This window comes from Sinorhizobium sojae CCBAU 05684 (genome assembly GCF_002288525.1).
Lineage (GTDB): Bacteria > Pseudomonadota > Alphaproteobacteria > Rhizobiales > Rhizobiaceae > Sinorhizobium > Sinorhizobium sojae.
On record NZ_CP023068.1, the window covers coordinates 611,177 to 631,240 of the forward strand.

Below are 20,064 nucleotides of genomic sequence, written 5' to 3' on the forward strand. Positions count from 1 at the left end.
CGATGAGCGTCGCCAGGTTTTTTGACGAAATGTCCTACGGTCCCGCACCCGAAGCCGACACGGAGGCGCGCCAATGGCTGGCGCGGCACAACGGCAGTTTCGGTCACTTCATCAATGGCGCATTCGTCGCCTCAGCCTCGGGCAAGACCTTCGACAGCTTCGAGCCGGCGACCGGTGCGCTCCTCGCGAAGGTGGCGCTCGGAGGATCAGAGGATGTGAACGGCGCGGTCGCCGCCGCCCGCAAGGCCCAAGGGCCTTGGGCGAAACTGCCCGGTCATGCCCGTGCGCGGCATCTTTACGCGCTTGCCCGGATGATCCAGCGCCATGCGCGCCTGATTGCGGTCGTCGAGGCGCTCGACAATGGCAAGCCGATCCGCGAGACGCGCGATATCGACATTCCGCTTGCCGCTCGGCACTTCTATCACCATGCCGGCTGGGCGCAGCTGCAGGAAACCGAATTCGCCGATCACGTTCCCGTCGGCGTCGTCGGACAGGTGATCCCCTGGAACTTCCCGTTCCTGATGCTGGCCTGGAAGGTCGCGCCAGCACTGGCGCTCGGCAACACGGTGATCCTGAAGCCGGCGGAATTCACACCGCTGACGGCGCTGCTCTTTGCCGATCTGGCGAGTGCGGCCGGCCTGCCGCCGGGCGTTTTGAACGTCGTAGCGGGCGAGGGCGAGACGGGCGCGCTGATCGTCGAACACGAGGACATCGACAAGATCGCCTTTACCGGTTCGACAGAGGTCGGCCGGCTCATAAGAGAAAAGACCGGAGGGAGCGGCAAGTCGCTGACATTGGAGCTCGGGGGTAAGTCGCCCTTCATCGTCTTCGACGACGCCGACATCGACGCGGCCGTCGAAGGCGTGGTGGACGCGATCTGGTTCAATCAAGGCCAGGTCTGCTGCGCCGGCTCCCGCCTGCTCGTGCAGGAAGGCGTGGCGCCGCTCTTCCATGAGCGCTTGAAGCGGCGGATGGCGACGCTGCGCGTCGGCCATCCGCTCGACAAGGCGATCGACATGGCGGCGATCGTTGCGCCCGTGCAGTTGCAGCGGATCGAAAGCCTGGTTGCAAAGGGTGTTTCCGAGGGAGCGTCCATGTACCAGCCGAAAATCGAACTGCCTAAGGGCGGCAGTTTCTACCTCCCGACGCTGCTGACGGAAGTCCAGCCGACCTCCGTCGTGGCCACGGAGGAGATCTTCGGGCCGGTGGCCGTGTCCATGACCTTCCGCACGCCGGAGGAGGCGATCCAGCTCGCCAACCATTCCCGCTATGGCCTTGCCGCCAGCGTCTGGAGCGAAACCATCGGGCTTGCCCTGTATGTGGCCGCCAAGCTCGCGGCCGGCGTGGTCTGGGTCAACGCCACGAATCTCTTCGACGCGTCGAGCGGCTTTGGCGGTAAACGCGAATCCGGCTTCGGCCGCGAGGGCGGCAAGGAAGGATGCTACGAATATCTGAAGCCGAAAGCCTGGCTCGGCCGCAAGCTGCGACCGGAGCCGGTTCAACCGGCTCTGAAATCGGTCGCCGGCGAATTCGCCGTGCCGGCGCTCGACCGTACAGCCAAGCTTTTCATCGGCGGCAAGCAGGCGCGGCCGGACGGAAACTATTCGCGCCCGATATTGTCGCCCAAGGGCAGGGTGATCGGCGAGGTCGGCGAGTCCAATCGCAAGGATATCCGCAACGCCGTCGCCGCGGCGCGCGGCGCATCCGGATGGTCTTCAGCGACCGCGCATAACCGGGCACAGATCCTCTATTACGTCGCCGAGAACCTGAGCGCCCGGGCAATGGAATTTGCCGACCGCATCGCCGCAATGACGGGCGCTTCCGCCGCTAGCGCCAAGGCCGAGGTCGAAGCCTCGATCGCGCGCCTCTTCAGCTATGGTGCCTGGGCGGACAAATATGAGGGTACCGTGCATCAGCCGCCCTTGCGTGGTGTGGCGCTTGCCATGCCGGAGCCGCAGGGCGTCGTCGGTGTCATCTGCCCGCCCGAGGCGCCGCTGCTGGCCTTCATCAGCCTGGTTGCGCCGCTGATCGCCGTCGGCAATCGTGTTATCGCCGTTCCGAGCGAACCGCATCCGCTTGCCGCGACCGATTTCTACTCGATCCTCGAAACCTCCGACGTGCCGGCCGGCGTCGTCAACATCCTTACCGGCTCGGCGATAGAGCTTGCGAAGACGCTCGCTGCGCATAACGATGTCGACGCGCTCTGGGCCTTCGGTTCGTCGGAGCTCTCGACGCTCGTAGAGAAGCTCTCGACCGGCAATCTCAAGCGCACCTTCGTCGACTATGGCAAGGCGACCGACTGGATGGATCGATCCGCCGCTGAGGGGCAGGCCTTCCTGCGCCGAGCGGTTGACGTGAAGAATATCTGGATTCCCTACGGCGAGTAGCGCTCAGGCTTGCAGGCAGTGGAGAAAGCCGAACGGACTGTTGACGACTGACGCCACTGCATGTCTCCTTAACGACCTCGATTTAGGGACAAACATGCAGCGATTCAAAGTCCTACAGCGACCTTTGCGCGTCTGATAAAAGGCGCGGCGCTGTAGAAGCGGCGTGATGCCGCAAAGCCGCCGTTGACTTCCACCGGAGGCGCATTGGGAGGAGTATAGGAATGCTCAAGAATATCGACCCGGCTCTCAACGCGGATGTGCTGCATGCCTTGCGATCGATGGGGCATGCCGACACGCTGGTGATCTCCGACACCAACTTCCCGTCGGACGCTATTGCCCGCCAGACGACGCTCGGCAAATTGCTGCGCATCGACAATGTCTCGGCCGCCCGGGCGATGCGGGCTGTCCTTTCGGTTCTCCCGCTCGACACGCCGTTGCAGCCTTCGGCAGGTCGGATGGAGGTGATGGGAGCGCCCGACGAGATTCCTCCAGTCCAGCGCGAGGTGCAGGCAGAGATTGACCGTGCCGAGGGCAAGCCGGCGCCCATGTACGGCATCGAGCGTTTCGCTTTCTATGAAGCTGCCAAGAAGGCTTATTGCGTCATTACGACGGGCGAAACCCGTTTCTACGGCTGCTTCCTTCTCACGAAGGGGGTCATTCCTCCGAAGTCGGACTGAAAACGCAATCGGCTGAAGATACATGTACAGAACGGCGCTGGTGGAACCGCGTCTTTGCTGGAATACTGTCTTCGTCTTGAGGATGGGAGCCGATCATGATGGAGTTGAAACTGAAGACCCGGCAAACGGGCGCCACCGCCGTGGTGGGGCGAACGGGCTTCCCGAATGTGGCCTCCATTTCGGGCGGCGTGCTCGACGTCGTCATCAGCCCTTCGCAGCCAGGCTTCGACCCGCTCGACCTTCTCTATGCTTCGCTTGCGAGTTGCCTTGTCCTGAGCGCTCGCCATGCGGCAAGTCGCTTCGGCGTCCTGGACAGGCTGGACGAGGTCTCCGCCAGGGTCACCGGCGAGAAGGCCCACGACGAGCCCTCTCGAATTTCGCGCTTCGATATAGAATTCACCATCAAGGGCGAATTCGACGATGTGGTTCGTCACGCCATCGCCGTGGCGGCGGAAAACGAAATCTGCACGATCAGTAACAGCTTGCGGGGCAATCCCGAGTTCGTGAGCAGGGTTTCGGGCTAGCGCATCGGCCCGAAAATCGTATCCGATTTCGGAAAGCTCGATGCGCAGATTCAAGGAGTTACAGCGCTGCGCGCCTGACAAGACGCGCAGTGCTGCAAGCAGGCTCCACGGCTTTCCAGTAAAAGCCAGCGACCAAAACGCAGACGAAGCGTGGGCGAAGCCACGCGAGTCTGTTTGGGAAATGATCCATTGGGGGGAACAGATTTGGCGATCCCGGCTGCCGTCTTCGAGTTCAATTCCGTTATTGTCCGTGAGCCTTCTCCCAGCGTCGTCGACGGACTGCGCGCTGAGGATCGCGGCAGTCCCACTTACGAGGGCGTCAAGGCGGAGCACGACGCCTATGTCGAGGCGATGCGCGGTGCCGACGCGAATGTCACGGTCCTGCCGCCGCTCGCGTCCTTCCCGGACTCCATCTTCGTCGAAGATCCGGCGCTTGTCTTCACGGAAGGCGCAATCCTCCTCCGTCCGGGCGCTCCGACGCGCGTGAAGGAGGTCGAAGAAATCGCGCCGACGCTGCGCGATCTGTTCGATGTGGTTCTCGAGCTACCGGCCGGTTTTGCCGACGGCGGCGACGTGCTGACGACGGCGCAAGGGGTCATGATCGGCCTTTCCGCCCGCACCGACAGGGCCGGTGCCGAGGCGCTTCAGGCCAACATTGAAAAGCTTGGCCGCAAGAGCGAGATCGTCGCCACACCTGAGGGTGTGCTTCATTTCAAGACCGATTGCTCGCTCCTCGACGAGGAGACGATCCTTGCGACAAACCGCCTCGCGCGTTCGGGCATATTCAAGGCATTCCGGCAGATGATCATTCCGGAGGGCGAGGAGCCGGCGGCCAATGCGCTCCGCGTCAACGACGTCGTCATGGTCGGCTCGGATTTTCCGCGCACGATGGAGATGCTCGACAAGGCGGGTTACAAGGTCGTGCCGTTGAAGACCACGGAAATCGGCAAGATCGATGCCGGGCTCTCGTGCATGTCGTTGCGGTGGTTCAGCGACAAGATGTGAGTGCGAGCCGTTCATGCATCCGGCAGGGTGAAGACGGCGCAAGGGGTTGATATGCCGCGAAGCGCATGTTCGCCGAGCGGCAGGAGCGGTGTGGCGATTTCGGCGGCGAGCGCACCCGAGATCAGCACCGACCGGCCGAGCGGCCGGCATAGCCCCTCCAACCGGCTGACAAGGTTGACCGCGGGGCCGATGGCGGTGAAATCCAGCCGGTCCACGGCGCCGATATTCCCCCACAGGATTTCGCCGAGATGCAGCGCCGTGCCGTAGGGGAGCGGCGGCAGGCCCTGTGCCCGCCGCCGGGCATCGAGATGGGCCATGCCGGCGCGGGCGGCGACGACCGCACGTAATGCCGCTTCACAGGCCTCGGCCGGCATACGGGTGACCGGGAAGATTGCCAGAACGCCATCGCCGATGAACTTCAATACCTCGCCGCCAAAGGCATGTATCGCTCCGGCGACCCGGTCGAACCAGGCGTCGAGGTCGGCGATCACGGCGGCCGGCTCCCTCGCCTCGGATAGGGCGGTGAAGTTGCGCATGTCGGCATAAAGCAGCGCGGCCCGAATCATCTCTCCCGTGCCGCGGTTTAGCGCACCGGCCTGCACCCGGGCGGCACTGCGTTTTCCGAGATAGGCCTCCAGCAGCGCCGTCAGTGCCGCACGCTCGGCCAAGGCGGCCAAGGGTGCTGCGGCAAAGCGCGCTGCCTGACGCAGCTGACCGGTCTCGGCAGGTTTGAATGGCCGTGTCCCAGCCCAACCCAGAACCGGTCTGTCCGGTCCCCGCCCGATCGCGTCCTCCTCTACCGGGCCAAGGCCGGCCAGCCAGTTCCGCCCGTCCTCATTCGGTGAACCACCGGCAAAGCCGAGGGCCTCGATGACGGCCCCGGTCTCCGCTCGCCATAGCCAGGTGCGGCGGGCGATGATCGGATGAGGCACTGCCAGCGTCAGCGCACCGCCGGCCAAAGGAAGCCCGCCAGCCATTAGCCGTCCGCCGAGCTCGGCCAGGAACCGGTCAGGGTCGGGCGAGGCGCTGGCCTCGTCCAACAGCCAGGCGAGAGGTGCGGGCAGATCCATGGCGGCGATCATACCGTGACGGGCGCAGCCCTGTCATCCGCGCGAGGAGGCGGAGCGTTCGGCTCTGGCGATCCAGTGGTGAAAATCTAATGCTTGGTACCTTACCTTCAAAGCCACCACTTGAGGTGCAGCCGGAGTCGACCCAGTGCCGACGATCGCAGGGTTCGTTAAGCCGACATCATGGCCACAGTTGGAGGATCACTCGAGAATGGTCTTCAACCGCTCCCACCAACCGGGCTGCTCGCGTCTGGACTTCTGCACGTTATTGCTAAGGCCGTTGATGTAGAGAACCATGTTCATGGGATCGAACCTCAGACCATGGATTTTCGCCGCAAAGGGTCCGCCGCGGTCGATGACGTGCGTGACGGCCCCGTGCATCTGCTGGTCGTCTTCGAGCGCCTCGAAACGGACCTTGTAAGCCTCCGAGAGCTTCCTGGTCGTGTCCTCCGATTGGCCCGGTGCTGTCGTCAGAAACATCCAATTGCTCGCGTCCAATCCGTGCAGGGCACCATAGGTCTTGAGCACTTCGGGCGTGTCCTTAGAGGGATCGGTGGTGATCGCCAAGAACTGCACCATGTCCTTCATCGGTCCAATGTTGATTTTGCGCTGAATGTCGGCGATCACCTCGGAATGAATCGGACACAGATCCGTGCAACTCGCGAAGAAGAAGTAGAGCACCACGATCTTGCCGGAAAAATCGGAAAGGCGCACCACCTTGCCCTCCGCATCGGCCAGTTCGAACGGCGGCGCGACCGGCTCGTCGATGACCTGGAAGAACTTCTCCGCGCTGCCCATCATCTCGTCGAGATCTACCCCCGGATGATGCCCCAGTGTGACCGACGCGGAGGCCAGCAGCAGCCACAGTGTAGTGACCAGGGTTCTTGATTTCATGACCATGCTTTCCACGTGAGGAGGGATCTGGCGCGCAGGCGGCACATCTACTGCGCCGCCTTTTGCTCCCGGCGGCTCATCTCCGCCTGATATTGCCGTTCCTGCTCCGGCCAGACGCTCTTGATGAAAGCCAGCACGGCCCGGATTTCGTCGTCACTCATCACACTCCCGAAGCCTGGCATGTCGCTTCGGTAGCCCCCGCCAACGACAGCCGCCGGGCCGTCCTTGGTAATGCGGAAGAGCACTCCGTCCGGATGGTGCCAGGTGTGGCCGGATGCATCGTGCGGCGGCGCAGGCATGCGCCCCGAAGGCAGCGGACTTTTCCAGTCCGGCTGACCTTCGAGGTTCGCGCCATGGCAGGCGGCGCAGTACTTGCCATAGAGCGTCTTGCCGAGCGCGATTGTCTCGGCCGGGGCCTCGCCGCTCGCCATCTGGGCGGCAAGCCAAGGCCATGCCCATGCGAGTCCGAAACCCGCCACGGTAATCCCGAGCATCGACATGAGAACTGAATTCCTTCTCATTTCGCTCATGCCTTCCATCATCGGGCCGCTTCCTATTCCCTGGCGTAAACGCCGCCGACGCCGCCGGATTTCTTGATTTCCAGCATCTCGAACGGTGCTTCCTTGGGGCCGCTCATCCCGGGCGAACCCATGGGCATGCCGGGGAGTGTGACGCCTTTAATGTTGGGACGTTCGGTCAACAGCTTGTTAATCGTGCCGATCGGCACGTGGCCGCTCACCACATAGCCGTCGATCATTGATAGATGGCAGCCTTGAACGTCGTCCGGAACGCCAGCTTCGCGGCTCATTTCGGCAAGGTCGTGCGTCGGCTTGACGGCCACGTTGAACCCGTTTTGGCGCAGATAATCGGCATAGCCCTCGCAGCAACCGCACTCCGGGTTCTTGTAAAGGGTTACGTCTTTTTCGCCTGCGAGCGCCGGAGTGACGCCAGACAGGATCGAGGTGAGGATAAGGCCTTTCAGAAGTGTGGACATTAGCTTCTCCTTTGGGATATCGGGCGCTCAGGCGACGCGGAAGGCAGCCATCATGCCGCCGGCATGGTGTTCGAGAATATGGCAATGAAACATCCAATCGCCGGGATTATCGGCAACGAAGGCGACTTCGACCTTCTCGCGCGGCGCAATCAGCACTGTGTCCTGCCATTCCCGGTGGCGAGTGGGTTGGCCGTTACGGGAAATCACCCGGAAAGAGTGACCATGCAAATGGATTGGATGATGCCACGCGGTGGCGTTCGTCATGGCGATGACGTGGGTCTTGTCCTTTGCAAGCGTCAGCGCCGGTCTCATGTCGTGACTGGCCTCATCAGCGGCGACACCATTGATGAACCAGGCGGCGCTGGAATTCATCATCCGCATCATCCCGGTCATCATCGAATTGCTGTCGCCCGTCATACCGCCAGACGCGCCTATGCCGTGCATGCTTTCACTCATGTCCTGCGCCACCATTTCGCCCATCATGCCGCCGGTGAAGACCACTTCGTGGCGCCTCGATGACTTGAGATCGGGCTCGGGCAATGCATTCGCCGGCAGCGCGATTGGCCACTCGGGCGCGCGTTCCCTCAGTGGCGTGTCACCGTAAACAAGATCGACGAGCTTATACTCCAGCCCTTCATAGAACTGGTCCGTGACCGAAGCTCGGCTGCCGGTTTTGCCGTTCATGTCGATGATCAGGTCGACGCGCATTGCCGGCCCAAGCACCACCAGGCCTTCGTCCGGCGCATGCGGCGTGACCGGTTGGCCATCGAGCGCTATTACGATCGGCTCGTGCCCCGCGAAATCGAGGCTGAAGATCCGGGCATTGGCGGCGTTGATCAGCCGCAGGCGGATGCGCTCGGATGTCGTGCCTGTTGCCAAAATCATTGCGGAGTTCGCCCGTTTTGGTCAGGCGCCAGTCACCTAGCATCCAGGTCAGGTCCCGGTCGACAAGCAGCGGTTCCGGCTCCTCGATGATCAACGGACCATGGAGCCCGCGCCCAACCTGCTCGAGACTTCTCTGGTGCGGGTGATACCAGTAGGTGCCGGCGTCGATCGCGTCGAACTCGTAGACAAATCGTTCACCCGCTCCAATGGGTTTCTGTGTAAGATGCGGCACGCCATCCATGGCATGCGGCACGCGCACCCCATGCCAATGAATGGTGGTTTCCTCTGTCAGGGCGTTCTCGACTGCGACCCGCAGTCGCTCTCCCTTGCGGAGGCGGATCTCCGGGCCGGGAACGATCCCGTTGTAATGCCATACCGTCGTCTCGCCGAGCGGCTCGGGCCCCAGGCGCATACGGCCTGGTGCAGCCCGAAGTAAGACGTCACGCGTGGAGCCGATAGCTGGAACAGCCGGCGAGAACGGCACCATCAAGCTTGTCGCGCCGGCAACCGCCGATGCGAGAAGGGCTCGACGCGTAATCGTCGGAGCAAACAAGTTGGACATGATTTCAGGCATCCTGTGCTTGGAGGTTGGCATCCGCAGAAGCGGCAATGCGACCAAGCCTGGGCACGCGTATCGCTCCCAAGGCCCATAACGCCGGCAACCGGAAACGGGACCAGCGTCAGCTACAGAATGATGCTTCGAGGAGGAAAAGGATCCGGCGGCACGGCGCGGCCGTCCAAGTCGTCGGAGGACGAAACTGCCGAATCGGGCGTTGTAAACGGCAGCTCAACGAGCGCGGTCGCGGGAATTGCTGCGAAAGAACCGAGACAAAAGTCGATGCACGAGGAGGCCCTGCCCTCATCGGCAGGCGGACATTCGTCACAATCGTCCATGTCGGCATCTGTCATGACAGCGGTCGATACGGCCGCCGACATTGCGGTCGCCTTCTGCGTGTGCACGACTGTGCCCGCGGCAAGGAGCGCGACCAGCACGACAGCAAGAAGGCGGATGAGTTGTGTCATCGGATGGCACTCTAGTCCGATTTCGAGAGATGTCCACATCCGAAGTGTCGCAGGACACGCGGAACCTTTAACCGGTTTTCGGGACGTGACGTTGCCCCCAAACGGTATCGAGAGAAACATGACCGCTGGTGGCGCTCAACGCGGCCCGATGTATTGGAGGAAGCGTCCGATCTGATGTACGCCAGCGTTCGTACAGCAACGGAGTATCCACTGTGGGTTAGCGCCCCAGGCTATCAGCGGCCGCGAGGATCTGCGCAGCGGTCGGGAAAATGCAGAGGCTGTTCGGTCCATCGGGCGCCTCAATTTGCGCCCAAGCCGACAATGCCAGCTGCGTCAACGAGGAAGGGCCCGACGAGCTGAGTACCGTGGTTCGCCAGGGTCGCATTATCAGCCTCGTCAAACTCGAAGCAGTCCCTGGCGTTGAGCACAACATTGGCTTCCATAGGATGCAGAGGTTCCGGAAACGCACCGGCAGGGTTGATGCGGGCAGGCGGCTTCGAACTGCGCCATGGTTGTGCGGTAGGGCCGGTCGGGACGCTCGCTGGTACCAAGCGTTAGAGATTTTCGCACTAACATCTGGAAGGAGATCGGTCCCGCGCCTGCTGCCAGGCTCCTTAAATTGACCTCGTTTTTAGGACAATGACATGTAGTAAAATCGAAGTGCTGCAGCGATCATCACGCGTCTTATCGGAATAGGTCGTTCATTGCCGCCATCACAATAGGGGGAGACCGATGCAAGAGAACCTCGTCGTCCGCCGTGAGATGCATATTCCGGCGCCGCCCGCCGCGGTGTTCGCCCTGCTGACCGACCCGGAAAAGATCCTGCGTTGGATGGGAACGGAGGCAGAGGTCGAGCCGCATCCCGGCGGGCTCTATCTCGTCAATGTGACCGGCGCACGCTTTGCCCGCGGCTCCTTCCGCGAAGTGGTACCGGTGCACCGGCTGGTATACAGCTTCGGCTGGGACGAAAGCGACATCGTGCCGCCCGCGTCGAGCCTGGTCGAGATCGACCTCGTCGAGCAGCCGGACGGCACACTTTTGCGCCTGACCCACTCGGGCCTTCCCACTGCCGACCAATGCGATGGTCATGCGGAAGGCTGGGCCCATTATCTCGACCGGCTGGCCGAGGTTGCCGCCGGACGCGATCCCGGCCCCGACCCCTGGCACGGTCGCACCGGCGCGGAATGATCAGGCAGATTGCAGCGGCTATGTCGCCGGCGACAGATCGCCCAATACCGTCGGGATCAGCTCCGTGACCGTTGGATGGATGTGCATTGCCCGTTTGATCGTGGTGTAGGGCTTCTTTGCGTACATCACGTCAAGAACGCTGTGGATCGCCTCGTCGCCGCCGGTTCCGAGAATGGCGGCGCCGAGGATTTCCTCGGTGTCGGCGTCGACGATCACCTTCATGAACCCTTCGGTCTTGCCTTTCTCGACCGCGCGGGCGACCCGCGTCATCGGCCGCGTACCGATCAGCAGCTTACGGCCGCTCTTGCGCGCCTCGCTTTCCGTCATGCCGGCCCGGCCAAGCGGCGGATCGATGTAGAGCGCATAGGCCTGGATGCGATCGCTGACCCGGCGCGGGTCGTTGTCGAGGAGGTTGGCCGCGACGATCTCGAAATCATTGTAGGCAGTGTGGGTGAAAACACCGCGGCCATTGCAGTCGCCCATGGCGAAGATATGCGGCACATTGGTGCGCAGGACATCATCGACCTCGATATAGCCGCGCTCACCGGTCTTGACCCCTGCCTTGTCGAGGCAGAGATCGTCGGTATTGGGGCGACGGCCGGTGGCCAGCAGCACGTCGGAGCCGACGACTTCCGGTGCGCCCGAGGTGCAGTCGACACCTGCTGCAATGCCGTCTGCCTGTTTGGCGAAGCGGATGCATTCCGCATCGAGGCGGATATGGATGCCCTCCTTCTCGAGAATGGCGCAGATCGCGTCCGAGACCTCCGGATCTTCCCGCGAAATCAGCCGCGGTCCTTTTTCGATGACCGTGACGTCGGAGCCAAAGCGGCGGAACATCTGCGCAAATTCCAGCCCGATATAGCTGCCGCCGATGATGACGAGATGTCTCGGCAGATGATCGAGCTCCATCAGCGAGCTGTTGGTGAAATAGGGGATGTCGTTGATGCCGGGGAGGTCGGGGACCGCGGCGCGGCCGCCGACATTCAAGAATATCCGCTCGCCGGAAATTTCTTCGTCGCCGATGCGCATCTCTCGCGGGCCCTCGAACTGCGCATGGCCCTCGAAGATGGTGCAGTTCTTCATGCCCTTGAGCCATTTCTCCACGCTGGAGCGGGAATCGAGCCGGATCTTGTCCTTCCGCGCCATCACACGGTCGAAATCCACGGAAACCGCACCGGTCGTCATTCCGTACTCCGCGCCGCGGCGCGCCGTATGGATTGCATAGGCGCTGGCGACCATGGCCTTGGTCGGCGTGCAGCCGGTATTGACGCAGGTGCCGCCGAAGAACTTGCGCTCGACGAGCGCCACGGTTTTGCCGGCTTCCGTCAGCCGGCCGGCGAGGGACGGCCCGGCCTGGCCGGCGCCAACTATGATTGCGTCGAAATGCGTGCTCATGACGATACCACCCAGAATGCCAGGAGAATGGCAACAAGATTTTCGAGGAGAGCGGCCGGCAGGTCCTTGCCTCCGAGCATCGCTGCCAGGCGCTTTCGTATCTCATAGCCGCCCAATGTACCGATGACGGCGCCGATGACTCCTGCGACCGCACCGCCAAAGGGCGAGCCGCCGACGGTGGCGATCGCCGCCCCGCAGAAACCGCCGCTCACGATTCGCACACCGAATTGCTGCGGAACCTTACGGCTCGGTGTGTTCGGGAGCTGGTCGGTGACATATTCGATGAGCGCCAGAAGGCCGAATATCAAGGGTGCGAAGCGGAAGGCCATGAAGGCCGCCCAGCTATTGGCAAGGGACAGCCAGCCGGCCGTTGCCGCAATGCTCACGGCCGCTGGCGCTGTCATCGTGCGAAGACCCGCCACAACACCGATGAGAAGGGCAAGAATATAGAGCATCTTTGAGCCTCAACGCGGGCTTCCGGCGGACCATGCGAACGGTTCAAGAAACTGCGGGCTTTTCAGCCGTCTCGTGTCATGCTTGCATTGCAAAGAAGCAGGATGATCGGCTCGTCTCGGCCCGACGGTGGCCGCCGGCAAGAGTGACCGACTTCGACGGCGATTGCAACCTTGCTGAAGGTAGGATCGCCCAGTGAATTCAACCTCAGGTCCGGAGGCGGCGCTTACTCTATTTTTCGCCGAGCGCTGACCTATATGGCAGCTCGAACGGACGCAGCCGAGAGTCCGTCATCGACACTGTGGGATCAAATCGAGGGAGACAATCATGCGCCTGACTTTGGTGAAAATGCTTTTTGGTACCGCGCTCGCCCTTGCGCTTACTTCCGCCGCGGCCAAGGCCGACGTCGTGGTTTCCTCCAAGATCGACACGGAGGGCGGCGTGCTCGGCAACATCATCCTCGCCGTCTTGAATGCCAATGGCATCGAAACAACGGACCGCGTCCAACTCGGCGCCACGCCCGTCGTGCGCAAGGCGATCGTCGCGGGCGAGATCGACATCTATCCGGAATATACCGGCAATGCCGCCTTCTTCTTCGAGAAAGCCGACGATCCCGTCTGGAAGGATGCCGACAATGCGTATGAAGAGGCGAAGAAACTCGACTATGAAGCCAACAAGATCGTCTGGCTGACGCCGTCGCCGGCCAACAACACCTGGGCGATCGCACTCCGCAAGGAGGTCGCCGAAGAGAACAACCTCAAGACCCTGTCGGACTTCGGCAAATATGTGAGCGAGGGTGGCGAGGTCGTGCTTGCGGCCTCCGCCGAATTCGTGAACTCGGCCGCCGCCTTGCCGGCCTTTCAGACGGCCTACAACTTCACACTGAAGCCGGAACAGCTCATCACGCTTTCGGGCGGCGATACGGCGGCGACGATTTCGGCGGCCGCGAACCAGACGAACGGCGCCAATGCGGCCATGGTTTACGGCACCGATGGCGGCATCGCGCCCTCAGGCCTCGTCGTTCTCGAGGACGACAAGAACGTGCAGCCAATCTACCAGCCGACGCCGATCATTCGCGAGGCGGTCCTGAAGGAGAACCCGGAAATCGAGACGCTCCTGAAACCCGTCTTCGAGAAGCTCGATCTGGTTACGCTGCAGGAACTCAATGGCCGCGTGCAGGTCGGCGGCGAGCCTGCCAAAGCCGTCGCCGAGGATTTTTTGAAGAAGAACGATTTCCTGAAGTAAGCTCGTAAAAAGGGTGTTGCCCGATTCCGGGCCACGCCCTCCAGCTTTCGCGTCGAGCGGACGATTTTATGGCGATCGGTACCATCCCGGAAACAGAGCGGAAAGTCCTTCCTTTCGATAAGCTCGGTGTGATCATTGCGGCTCTCGCGGTCTACGGCGCTTTCCTCGCGCCCTTTGCAACCTTCCGCGCCAACCGCATTGTGCAGGGCGAAACGAGGACGATCCTTGAGGCATTGCCGCCATTGCTCGGCTACGGGCTGCTTTTGGTGCTGATTTCGGGCGCCGCCATCGCGCTCTTGAAGACCGCTGCGGCCGTTCGCATGGCTGCTGCCGTTGCGGTTCTGGTTGCGCTCGCACTACTGATTGGCGTCTCTGCCGATCACCTGATGCCGGCGGACAATGCCTATGCCCGCATCTCGCCGGCCTCCGGCTTCTGGATCCTCATCTTTGCCTTCGCGCTGCTTATCGCCGACGCGCTGACGCGGCTTGCCCCGGGGCCGGGTATCCGGCTCCTTTTCCTTGCCGGGGTCTTGGCGCTCATCGGTGCAATGCTGGTGACCGGCCGCTGGGACGGCCTCTCGATCCTCAAGGAATATGCAAGCCGTGCCGATACGTTCTGGGCGGAAGCAGGCCGACATCTGACGCTGGCACTCGGCTCGCTCGCTGCCGCGGCTCTCGTCGGGCTGCCGCTCGGCATTGTCTGTCACCGCGTCGATCGGGTGCGCGACGCTGTTCTGAATTTCCTCAACGCCATCCAGACGATCCCGTCGATCGCCCTCTTCGGGATACTCATCGGCCCGCTCGGCTGGATTGCGGCCCATGTCCCGGGGGCGATGGCGATGGGTGTGCGCGGCATCGGCGTCGCTCCGGCGTTCGTCGCGCTGTTCCTCTATTCCCTCCTGCCCATGGTCGCCAATACGGTCGTCGGGCTCGCCGGCGTCCCGCGCGCCGCCAATGACGCCGCGCGCGGGATCGGCATGACCGACTTGCAGCGGTTGTTCGCGATTGAATTGCCGCTGGCCTTTCCTGTGATCCTGGCTGGCATCCGCATCGTGCTGGTGCAGAATGTCGGCCTTGCGACGATTGCCGCCCTCATCGGCGGAGGCGGCTTCGGGGTCTTCGTTTTCCAGGGGTTAGGCCAGACGGCAATGGATCTTGTGCTGCTCGGTGCAGCCCCGACCGTGCTTCTGGCCTTCGTCTCGGCGATGGTGCTCGACTGCCTGATCGAAATGACGACCGCGGATCGCGGCTGGGGCCAGGTGGCATGATCAAATTCGAGCATATTACGAAGCGCTACGGCGATACCGAGGTGGTGAGCGACGTCTCGCTGACCGTCGCGCCGCACACGGTCACTGTCGTCGTCGGGACCTCCGGCTCTGGCAAGACCACGCTCATCAGAATGGTCAATCGCCTGGTCGAGCCGACATCCGGCATGATCCGGATCGACGGCGAGGACAATCGATCCGTGCCTGCCTTCGAACTGCGCCGCCGCATCGGCTATGCGATCCAGGGCCACGGCCTCTTTCCGCACCGGACGGTCGCGCAGAACATCGCCACGGTCCCGACCCTGCTCGGTTGGGACAAGGCGCGGATCAGCGCGAAGGTCGAGGAACTGCTGACGCTGTTCCAGCTCGACCCGGACTTCTTCGGCGCGCGGTATCCGCATGAACTCTCCGGCGGCCAGCAGCAGAGGGTCGGCGTCGCGCGGGCGCTGGCAGCCGAGCCCAACCTGCTCCTGATGGATGAGCCCTTCGGCGCGCTCGACCCGATCATCCGCGCCAAGGCGCAGGACGATCTGCTCGCGATTCAGAAGCATTTCGGCACGACGATCATCCTGGTGACGCACGATATGGAGGAGGCTTTCCGTCTCGCGGACAAGATCGCCGTCATGGACAAGGGCAAGGTCGTGCAATATGCGTCGCCGGCCGAGATGCTGGTCCGGCCCGCCACCCCGTTCGTCGAGGCGTTGATCGGTGCCAGCGAACGGCCTTTCCGCCAGCTTGCGATCGAGACGACCGGCGATGCGGTCGAGCCAGGTGACGCCGAGGGCGCGCCGATTCCGGCGACGCTCAACCAGCGCGAGGCGCTTTCCGAACTCCTCTGGTCCGGCCGCACCGCGCTGCCGGTCGCTGCAGCGGATGGCAGGATTATCGGCAGGGTCAGTCTCGACAATCTCGTCAGGCGCGCGGCGAGGCCAGGGTGATGGTTTCTCCCGCAAATCTCCTCAGGCTGGGCGTGCTCGTCATTCTGATGGCATTCCTGCTGCAACCCGGCTGGTTCGGCCCGCTGCTGAAGCCGCTCGTTCAGGAGAACGCGCCGGTGATCTACAACCGCGGCAGCCTCTTATGGCTGACGGTCCTGCATCTCAGGATCGTGCTCATCGCGACGCTCGCCGCCACCGTAGTGGCCGTGTCGCTGGCGATCCTCGTCACACGCGAGGCGGGGACGGAGTTTTTGCCGCTGTCGCGCAGCCTCGTCAATATCGGCCAGACCTTCCCGCCGGTGGCGGTCCTGGCGCTCTCCGTTCCAATCTTCGGATTCGGGGAAAAGCCGACACTGATCGCCCTTTTTCTCTACGGTCTGCTGCCGATCTTCGAGAATGCCCTGACTGGGCTGACGACGCTGCCGCCGGCGGTGATCGAGGCGGCGCGCGGCGCCGGCATGACCGAGCGCCAGCGCCTCCTGAAGGTCGAACTTCCACTGGCGCTGCCGGTGATCCTGACTGGCATCCGGCTGTCCGTCGTGATCAGCCTTGCCACCGCGACGATCGGCTCGACGGTCGCGGCAAAGACGCTCGGCGAAGTCATCATCGCCGGACTACAGGCGAACAATCTCGCCTTCGTGCTGCAGGGAGGGCTCATCGTGGCAGCCCTTGCCGTGCTCATCCATGATGCGCTTCAGGCCATGGAGCGTGCACTCGCGCAGCGCTCCCAAGTTTGAAGGTCGTTGACACTCGGCGTCCGACCGGAGCACATTCGCGCCGGTTCAGGAGACCTGACGCTGATGATCAAGCCTTCCGGTGTCGAGCGCCTCAGCGCCGAAAACCCGCAGGCGATCGGCTTCTATCGCCGGGAAGGGTTTGCACAGATCGGCCGCATTCCCTGCGGCTGCATCCGCAACGGCCGGGAAGTGGATGACATCCTCATGGCCCGGCGCATCGTGGCATGAACGGGGGACCTGCCTTCGCGGCGATCGCTCAGAAAGTCGAGTTGAACGCCCCGCCGTCTAGCAACAGGATTTGGCCGACGATATAGCCGGCATATTGACTGCAGAGAAATGCCGCGCGACGCCGAATTCTTCCGGAGTGCCGACGCGTCCTGTCGGAGTTGGCTGGTCATGCCAGTTGAAAAATAAATAAAATCCTCTCTCGACATCCGTCTGCGCGAGATCCTCTCCAACATAGAGCAGCCTACCGCGCCGCGAAGACTACTGGCGCCGATTGCCAGGATTTGGTGGGAGGAGGTGTATCCGCCCCCCCGCCTCAAGTTGGCCCTCTCGGAAAGCGCTTTCTCCGACGGCGGTTTTCGCGCATTTTGCCGGCATCTGGAGCGCTTCGAGTCTTATAAGACGCGCAAAGCTCGCTGAGGCGCTTTGAATTGCTGCATGTCTCGTTGAGGTCGAGCCAAGGAGACGTGCAGTAGGCGGGGGAGGGTTCACATGACGCTTACATTGCGACAGATCGAAGTAATCCGGTCTGTCATGGTCGCGGGGACGATTGCGGGCGCTGCGAGGCTGATGAACGTGACCCAGCCCGGCGTCAGCCGCACGATGAAGCATATTGAGAGTTCCCTCGGCATCAAGCTCTTCGTCAAGAAGGCCGGCCGCTATGTGCCGACCAGCGAGGCTCGTGACATTTTCACGCAATTGCAGGAGGTCCATCGAAAGGTCGAGGATCTGCAGGTCTCGATCGGACAGCTCGAGCGCGGCCGCGGTGTCGAACTCGCGCTTGGATCGGTGCCGAGCATCGCCAATGTCATGGTGCCGCATGCGGTGGCGGTCCTCAGACGGCACTATCCCGATATCCTGGTGAACTTCGAAATTCTAAAGATCGAAGAGGCGATCGATTATCTCATGCTCGCGCGCGGCGAGGTGGTGGTGATGAGCTATTTCTTCGATCATCCCTCCATCACTTTCGAACCCCTGGCAAAGGGCCGATTGGTGTGCATCGCCTCGAAGGATCACCCGATCGCCGCGCGGGAGGCCATTTCTCCACGGGAAATCGCCGAGCATGCGCTGATCGGCATCGATCCCAAGGACCCTTATGGAGCAATCATGGCCGGCATTTTCGAGCGGGAGAATCTGGATTACAGCATCTCCATCCGTGCCCGCTTCGGAACGACCGTCTGTGCACTGGTGAAGCAGAATCTCGGCATTGCGGTGATCGACGCTTTCACCGTCGCCGACATGACCGACCAGGGCCTCGCCATCATTCCGATCAGCGAAAAGACTGATTTTCAGACCTATGTCGCCTATCGTTCCGACGCGGCGCTCTCGAGCTATGCCGAGAGCTTCGTCACCATGTTGCGTCGCGTGATGGAGGATCACATTCGTAAGACCTATGGCCGCTAAAACATAACAAAATGGCATTGAACGTGAAGAAGATGGTATTTGCGTTATGGCGCCAAACTTGACAATCATGAATGGACCTTGCCGTAAGGCAACGAAACAGCTTCCGCCGATCCGAGGAATGGGCGGCGTGTTCGGTCACCGGCATCAGCCAATTGGGAGGAAACTATGCTTGGTAAATTGATGGGGGCGGTCGCCGCCCTTGCGCTTTTCGTCGGCTCGGCATCAGCCGCCGACTATCCCGAACAGGACATCCAGGGCATCATCCAATGGGGTGCGGGCGGCAGTACCGATCTCGTGATGCGCTCGGTTGCACCGCATGCCGAAAAAGTGCTCGGCCGCAGCATCGTTATGACCAACAAGACCGGCGGCGTCGGGGCAATCGCCACCCAGTTCGTCGCGAGCCAGCCCTCCGACGGCTATACGCTTCTGATGAGCGCGGAGAACCCCCAGCTTTACAAGGTGATGGGGCTGTCCAATCTGGATTACGCCGACTTCTATCCGGTGAACGTCCTCGCCCGCGGTGTTCCGGTGCTCGTCGCCAACAACGACGCGCCCTTCAACACGATCAAGGAACTGGTCGACTACGTGCAAGCCAATCCCGGCAAGGTGAAGATGGGCTCGACCGGTCCCGGCGGCCTTCCCTCCGTCGTGGGTGGCATGCTGTCGACCCAGCTCGACTTCAAGGTCACGGCGGTTCCCTTTGACGGAGACGGCCCGGCCCTGACGGCCATGCAGGGCGGGGCGGTCGACTTCATGCCTGCCGTGCTCGGCGCCGCCGCCGAACACGTGAAGGCCGGTCGCATCAAGATCCTCGGCATCTTCGATCTCGAGGCAAACCCGGTGCTGCCCGATGCCAAGCCGATCGTTGCCGACTATCCTGAGTTCAAGAAGCTCCTTCCCTGGGGACCGTTCTTCGGCGTCTTCGTCAAGCGCGATACGCCGGACGAGATCAAGGCGAAGCTGGTCGAGGCTTTCAAAACCGGAGCGGAGGCCGAGGAATTCCAGAAGCTTCTCAGCGACCGCGGCTATGTCTCGCTCAATATCTCGGGCGACGAAGCGGACGCTTTCCTGAAGAAGTGGCAGTCGACGACCGCATGGGTGGTCCATGATGCCGGCATCGCGAAGAAATCTCCGGAAGAATTCGGCATCGCCAAGCCCTGATCAAGGACGGCCCGGCCTCGCCGGGCCGTGTCCGGGCCCGGCGGGATGCCTCCCGCCGGCTGGGGAGGAGGAATACATGGAAACGCATACAAACAGGCGCCCGGGCGAAATCGTCTTCAACGCCGCCCTGTTCGGCTTCAGCCTGTTCATGTTCTGGCAGGCCTATCAAATCTCCGGTTTCTCGGCCCTGAGTTCCGCCGGAGCCTTTCCGATGGCAATGAGCGCCATCATGATCATCGCTTCGGCCGTCGTTCTTGTCCGCTCGTTGAGGCTCGCCTCTCCCGGGGAAGGCTGGAGCGGCTTCCGGAGGGAAGTCCTGCCGCCGGCGGTCGTGGTCTTCTGTCTCTTCATCCTGGCCTATTCGATCACGCTCAAGTCCTTGGGCTTTCTCCTGGCTTCCTTCCTGTTTCTGCTGGTTTCGATCTGGTACCTGGAGCGCGGCCGGCTCGGCAGGACGCTTCTATTGGCCATCGTCTCGATCGTTGGCGTCTATGTCATCTTCCGCCTGGTCTTTCAGGTGGTGCTGCCGGAAGGCATCATTCCCGAACGCGCGATCCTCGCGGCAATCGGTGACTTCTTTGCGGGGAGCAAATAAGC

At 62.3% G+C, this 20,064-nt stretch carries 20 protein-coding genes and 4 pseudogenes; 13 read left to right on the forward strand and 11 right to left on the reverse strand.

Annotated elements, in window-relative coordinates; translation table 11 throughout:
• The first annotated feature begins 2 nt into the window (after positions 1-2).
• From SJ05684_RS20460 to SJ05684_RS20475, 4 genes are all read left to right on the forward strand, one after another.
• A complete protein-coding gene (locus tag SJ05684_RS20460; RefSeq protein ID WP_034855576.1) occupies positions 3-2,387 on the forward strand; it encodes an aldehyde dehydrogenase family protein in 2,385 nt (794 codons plus the stop codon).
• Positions 2,388-2,608: 221 nt separating this feature from the next.
• Complete coding sequence (locus SJ05684_RS20465) at positions 2,609-3,064, forward strand: RbsD/FucU family protein (RefSeq protein WP_034855578.1); 456 nt, start codon at positions 2,609-2,611, stop codon at positions 3,062-3,064.
• Positions 3,065-3,159: 95 nt separating this feature from the next.
• Complete coding sequence (locus SJ05684_RS20470; RefSeq protein ID WP_034855580.1) at positions 3,160-3,588, forward strand: OsmC family protein; 429 nt, start codon at positions 3,160-3,162, stop codon at positions 3,586-3,588.
• A gap of 210 nt (positions 3,589-3,798) precedes the next feature.
• On the forward strand, positions 3,799-4,593 hold the full coding sequence (locus tag SJ05684_RS20475) for an arginine deiminase family protein (protein ID WP_034855712.1): 795 nt from the start codon (positions 3,799-3,801) through the stop codon (positions 4,591-4,593).
• Positions 4,594-4,604: 11 nt separating this feature from the next.
• Here SJ05684_RS20475 and SJ05684_RS20480 read toward each other — a convergent pair whose 3' ends face one another.
• The 8 genes and pseudogenes from SJ05684_RS20480 to SJ05684_RS30500 form a co-directional block, all read right to left on the reverse strand.
• Positions 4,605-5,663: an adenylate/guanylate cyclase domain-containing protein gene (locus SJ05684_RS20480; protein ID WP_034855713.1), complete on the reverse strand. Its 1,059-nt coding sequence runs from the start codon at positions 5,661-5,663 to the stop codon at positions 4,605-4,607.
• Positions 5,664-5,861: 198 nt separating this feature from the next.
• Positions 5,862-6,554 (reverse strand): SCO family protein, encoded by a 693-nt coding sequence (locus SJ05684_RS20485; protein WP_095694398.1) that lies wholly within the window; start codon positions 6,552-6,554, stop codon positions 5,862-5,864.
• 47 nt (positions 6,555-6,601) lie between these two features.
• The gene (locus SJ05684_RS20490) at positions 6,602-7,075 is read right to left on the reverse strand and encodes a c-type cytochrome (protein ID WP_034855715.1); all 474 of its coding nucleotides are present in this window, start codon (positions 7,073-7,075) and stop codon (positions 6,602-6,604) included.
• Positions 7,076-7,107: 32 nt separating this feature from the next.
• Positions 7,108-7,548, reverse strand: coding sequence for a DUF411 domain-containing protein (locus tag SJ05684_RS20495; protein WP_034855582.1), 441 nt, complete (start codon positions 7,546-7,548; stop codon positions 7,108-7,110).
• 27 nt (positions 7,549-7,575) lie between these two features.
• Entirely contained in the window at positions 7,576-8,433 is an 858-nt protein-coding gene (locus tag SJ05684_RS30940; protein ID WP_244426649.1) for a multicopper oxidase family protein, read from the reverse strand.
• Positions 8,434-8,566: 133 nt separating this feature from the next.
• Positions 8,567-9,028 (reverse strand): annotated as a pseudogene (locus SJ05684_RS30945) (multicopper oxidase domain-containing protein); the annotation flags it as partial.
• An 89-nt stretch (positions 9,029-9,117) separates the two neighbouring features.
• Complete coding sequence (locus tag SJ05684_RS20505; protein ID WP_034855584.1) at positions 9,118-9,456, reverse strand: hypothetical protein; 339 nt, start codon at positions 9,454-9,456, stop codon at positions 9,118-9,120.
• Between the two features lie 217 nt (positions 9,457-9,673).
• Positions 9,674-9,990, reverse strand: a pseudogene (locus tag SJ05684_RS30500) (AhpC/TSA family protein); the annotation flags it as partial.
• A gap of 198 nt (positions 9,991-10,188) precedes the next feature.
• Here SJ05684_RS30500 and SJ05684_RS20515 point away from each other — a divergent pair.
• Positions 10,189-10,644 carry an SRPBCC family protein gene (locus SJ05684_RS20515; protein ID WP_034855586.1) on the forward strand — a complete coding sequence of 152 codons (456 nt, stop codon included), beginning with the start codon at positions 10,189-10,191 and terminating at the stop codon, positions 10,642-10,644.
• A gap of 18 nt (positions 10,645-10,662) precedes the next feature.
• Here SJ05684_RS20515 and SJ05684_RS20520 read toward each other — a convergent pair whose 3' ends face one another.
• Positions 10,663-12,039, reverse strand: coding sequence for an FAD-containing oxidoreductase (locus tag SJ05684_RS20520; RefSeq protein WP_034855588.1), 1,377 nt, complete (start codon positions 12,037-12,039; stop codon positions 10,663-10,665).
• Positions 12,036-12,494: a membrane protein gene (locus tag SJ05684_RS20525; RefSeq protein ID WP_034855590.1), complete on the reverse strand. Its 459-nt coding sequence runs from the start codon at positions 12,492-12,494 to the stop codon at positions 12,036-12,038. The genes SJ05684_RS20520 and SJ05684_RS20525 overlap by 4 nt, the downstream gene beginning before the upstream one ends.
• 325 nt (positions 12,495-12,819) lie before the next feature.
• Here SJ05684_RS20525 and osmF point away from each other — a divergent pair, with 325 nt between their 5' ends.
• From osmF to SJ05684_RS20550, 5 genes and pseudogenes are all read left to right on the forward strand, one after another.
• Positions 12,820-13,737, forward strand: a complete 918-nt coding sequence (osmF, locus tag SJ05684_RS20530; RefSeq protein ID WP_034855592.1) for a glycine betaine ABC transporter substrate-binding protein OsmF — start codon at positions 12,820-12,822, stop codon at positions 13,735-13,737.
• A 68-nt stretch (positions 13,738-13,805) separates the two neighbouring features.
• Positions 13,806-15,005 carry an ABC transporter permease gene (locus SJ05684_RS20535; protein ID WP_050980048.1) on the forward strand — a complete coding sequence of 400 codons (1,200 nt, stop codon included), beginning with the start codon at positions 13,806-13,808 and terminating at the stop codon, positions 15,003-15,005.
• Positions 15,002-15,940 (forward strand): ABC transporter ATP-binding protein, encoded by a 939-nt coding sequence (locus SJ05684_RS20540; protein ID WP_034855594.1) that lies wholly within the window; start codon positions 15,002-15,004, stop codon positions 15,938-15,940. Before SJ05684_RS20535 ends, SJ05684_RS20540 begins: the two co-directional genes overlap by 4 nt.
• Positions 15,940-16,677 (forward strand): ABC transporter permease, encoded by a 738-nt coding sequence (locus SJ05684_RS20545; RefSeq protein WP_034855596.1) that lies wholly within the window; start codon positions 15,940-15,942, stop codon positions 16,675-16,677. The genes SJ05684_RS20540 and SJ05684_RS20545 overlap by 1 nt, the downstream gene beginning before the upstream one ends.
• 90 nt (positions 16,678-16,767) lie before the next feature.
• Positions 16,768-16,905, forward strand: a pseudogene (locus SJ05684_RS20550) (GNAT family N-acetyltransferase); the annotation flags it as partial.
• Positions 16,906-16,933: 28 nt separating this feature from the next.
• On the opposite strand, the pseudogene SJ05684_RS30505 reads toward SJ05684_RS20550, so the two are convergent.
• Positions 16,934-17,061 (reverse strand): annotated as a pseudogene (locus SJ05684_RS30505) (SDR family oxidoreductase); the annotation flags it as partial.
• Between the two features lie 333 nt (positions 17,062-17,394).
• On the opposite strand from SJ05684_RS30505, the gene SJ05684_RS20560 reads away from it, so the two are divergent.
• From SJ05684_RS20560 to SJ05684_RS20570, 3 genes are all read left to right on the forward strand, one after another.
• Positions 17,395-18,306: a LysR family transcriptional regulator gene (locus tag SJ05684_RS20560; protein WP_034855598.1), complete on the forward strand. Its 912-nt coding sequence runs from the start codon at positions 17,395-17,397 to the stop codon at positions 18,304-18,306.
• A 165-nt stretch (positions 18,307-18,471) separates the two neighbouring features.
• On the forward strand, positions 18,472-19,467 hold the full coding sequence (locus tag SJ05684_RS20565) for a Bug family tripartite tricarboxylate transporter substrate binding protein (protein WP_034855605.1): 996 nt from the start codon (positions 18,472-18,474) through the stop codon (positions 19,465-19,467).
• Positions 19,468-19,543: 76 nt separating this feature from the next.
• Entirely contained in the window at positions 19,544-20,062 is a 519-nt protein-coding gene (locus SJ05684_RS20570; RefSeq protein ID WP_034855606.1) for a tripartite tricarboxylate transporter TctB family protein, read from the forward strand.
• Positions 20,063-20,064: the final 2 nt, after the last annotated feature.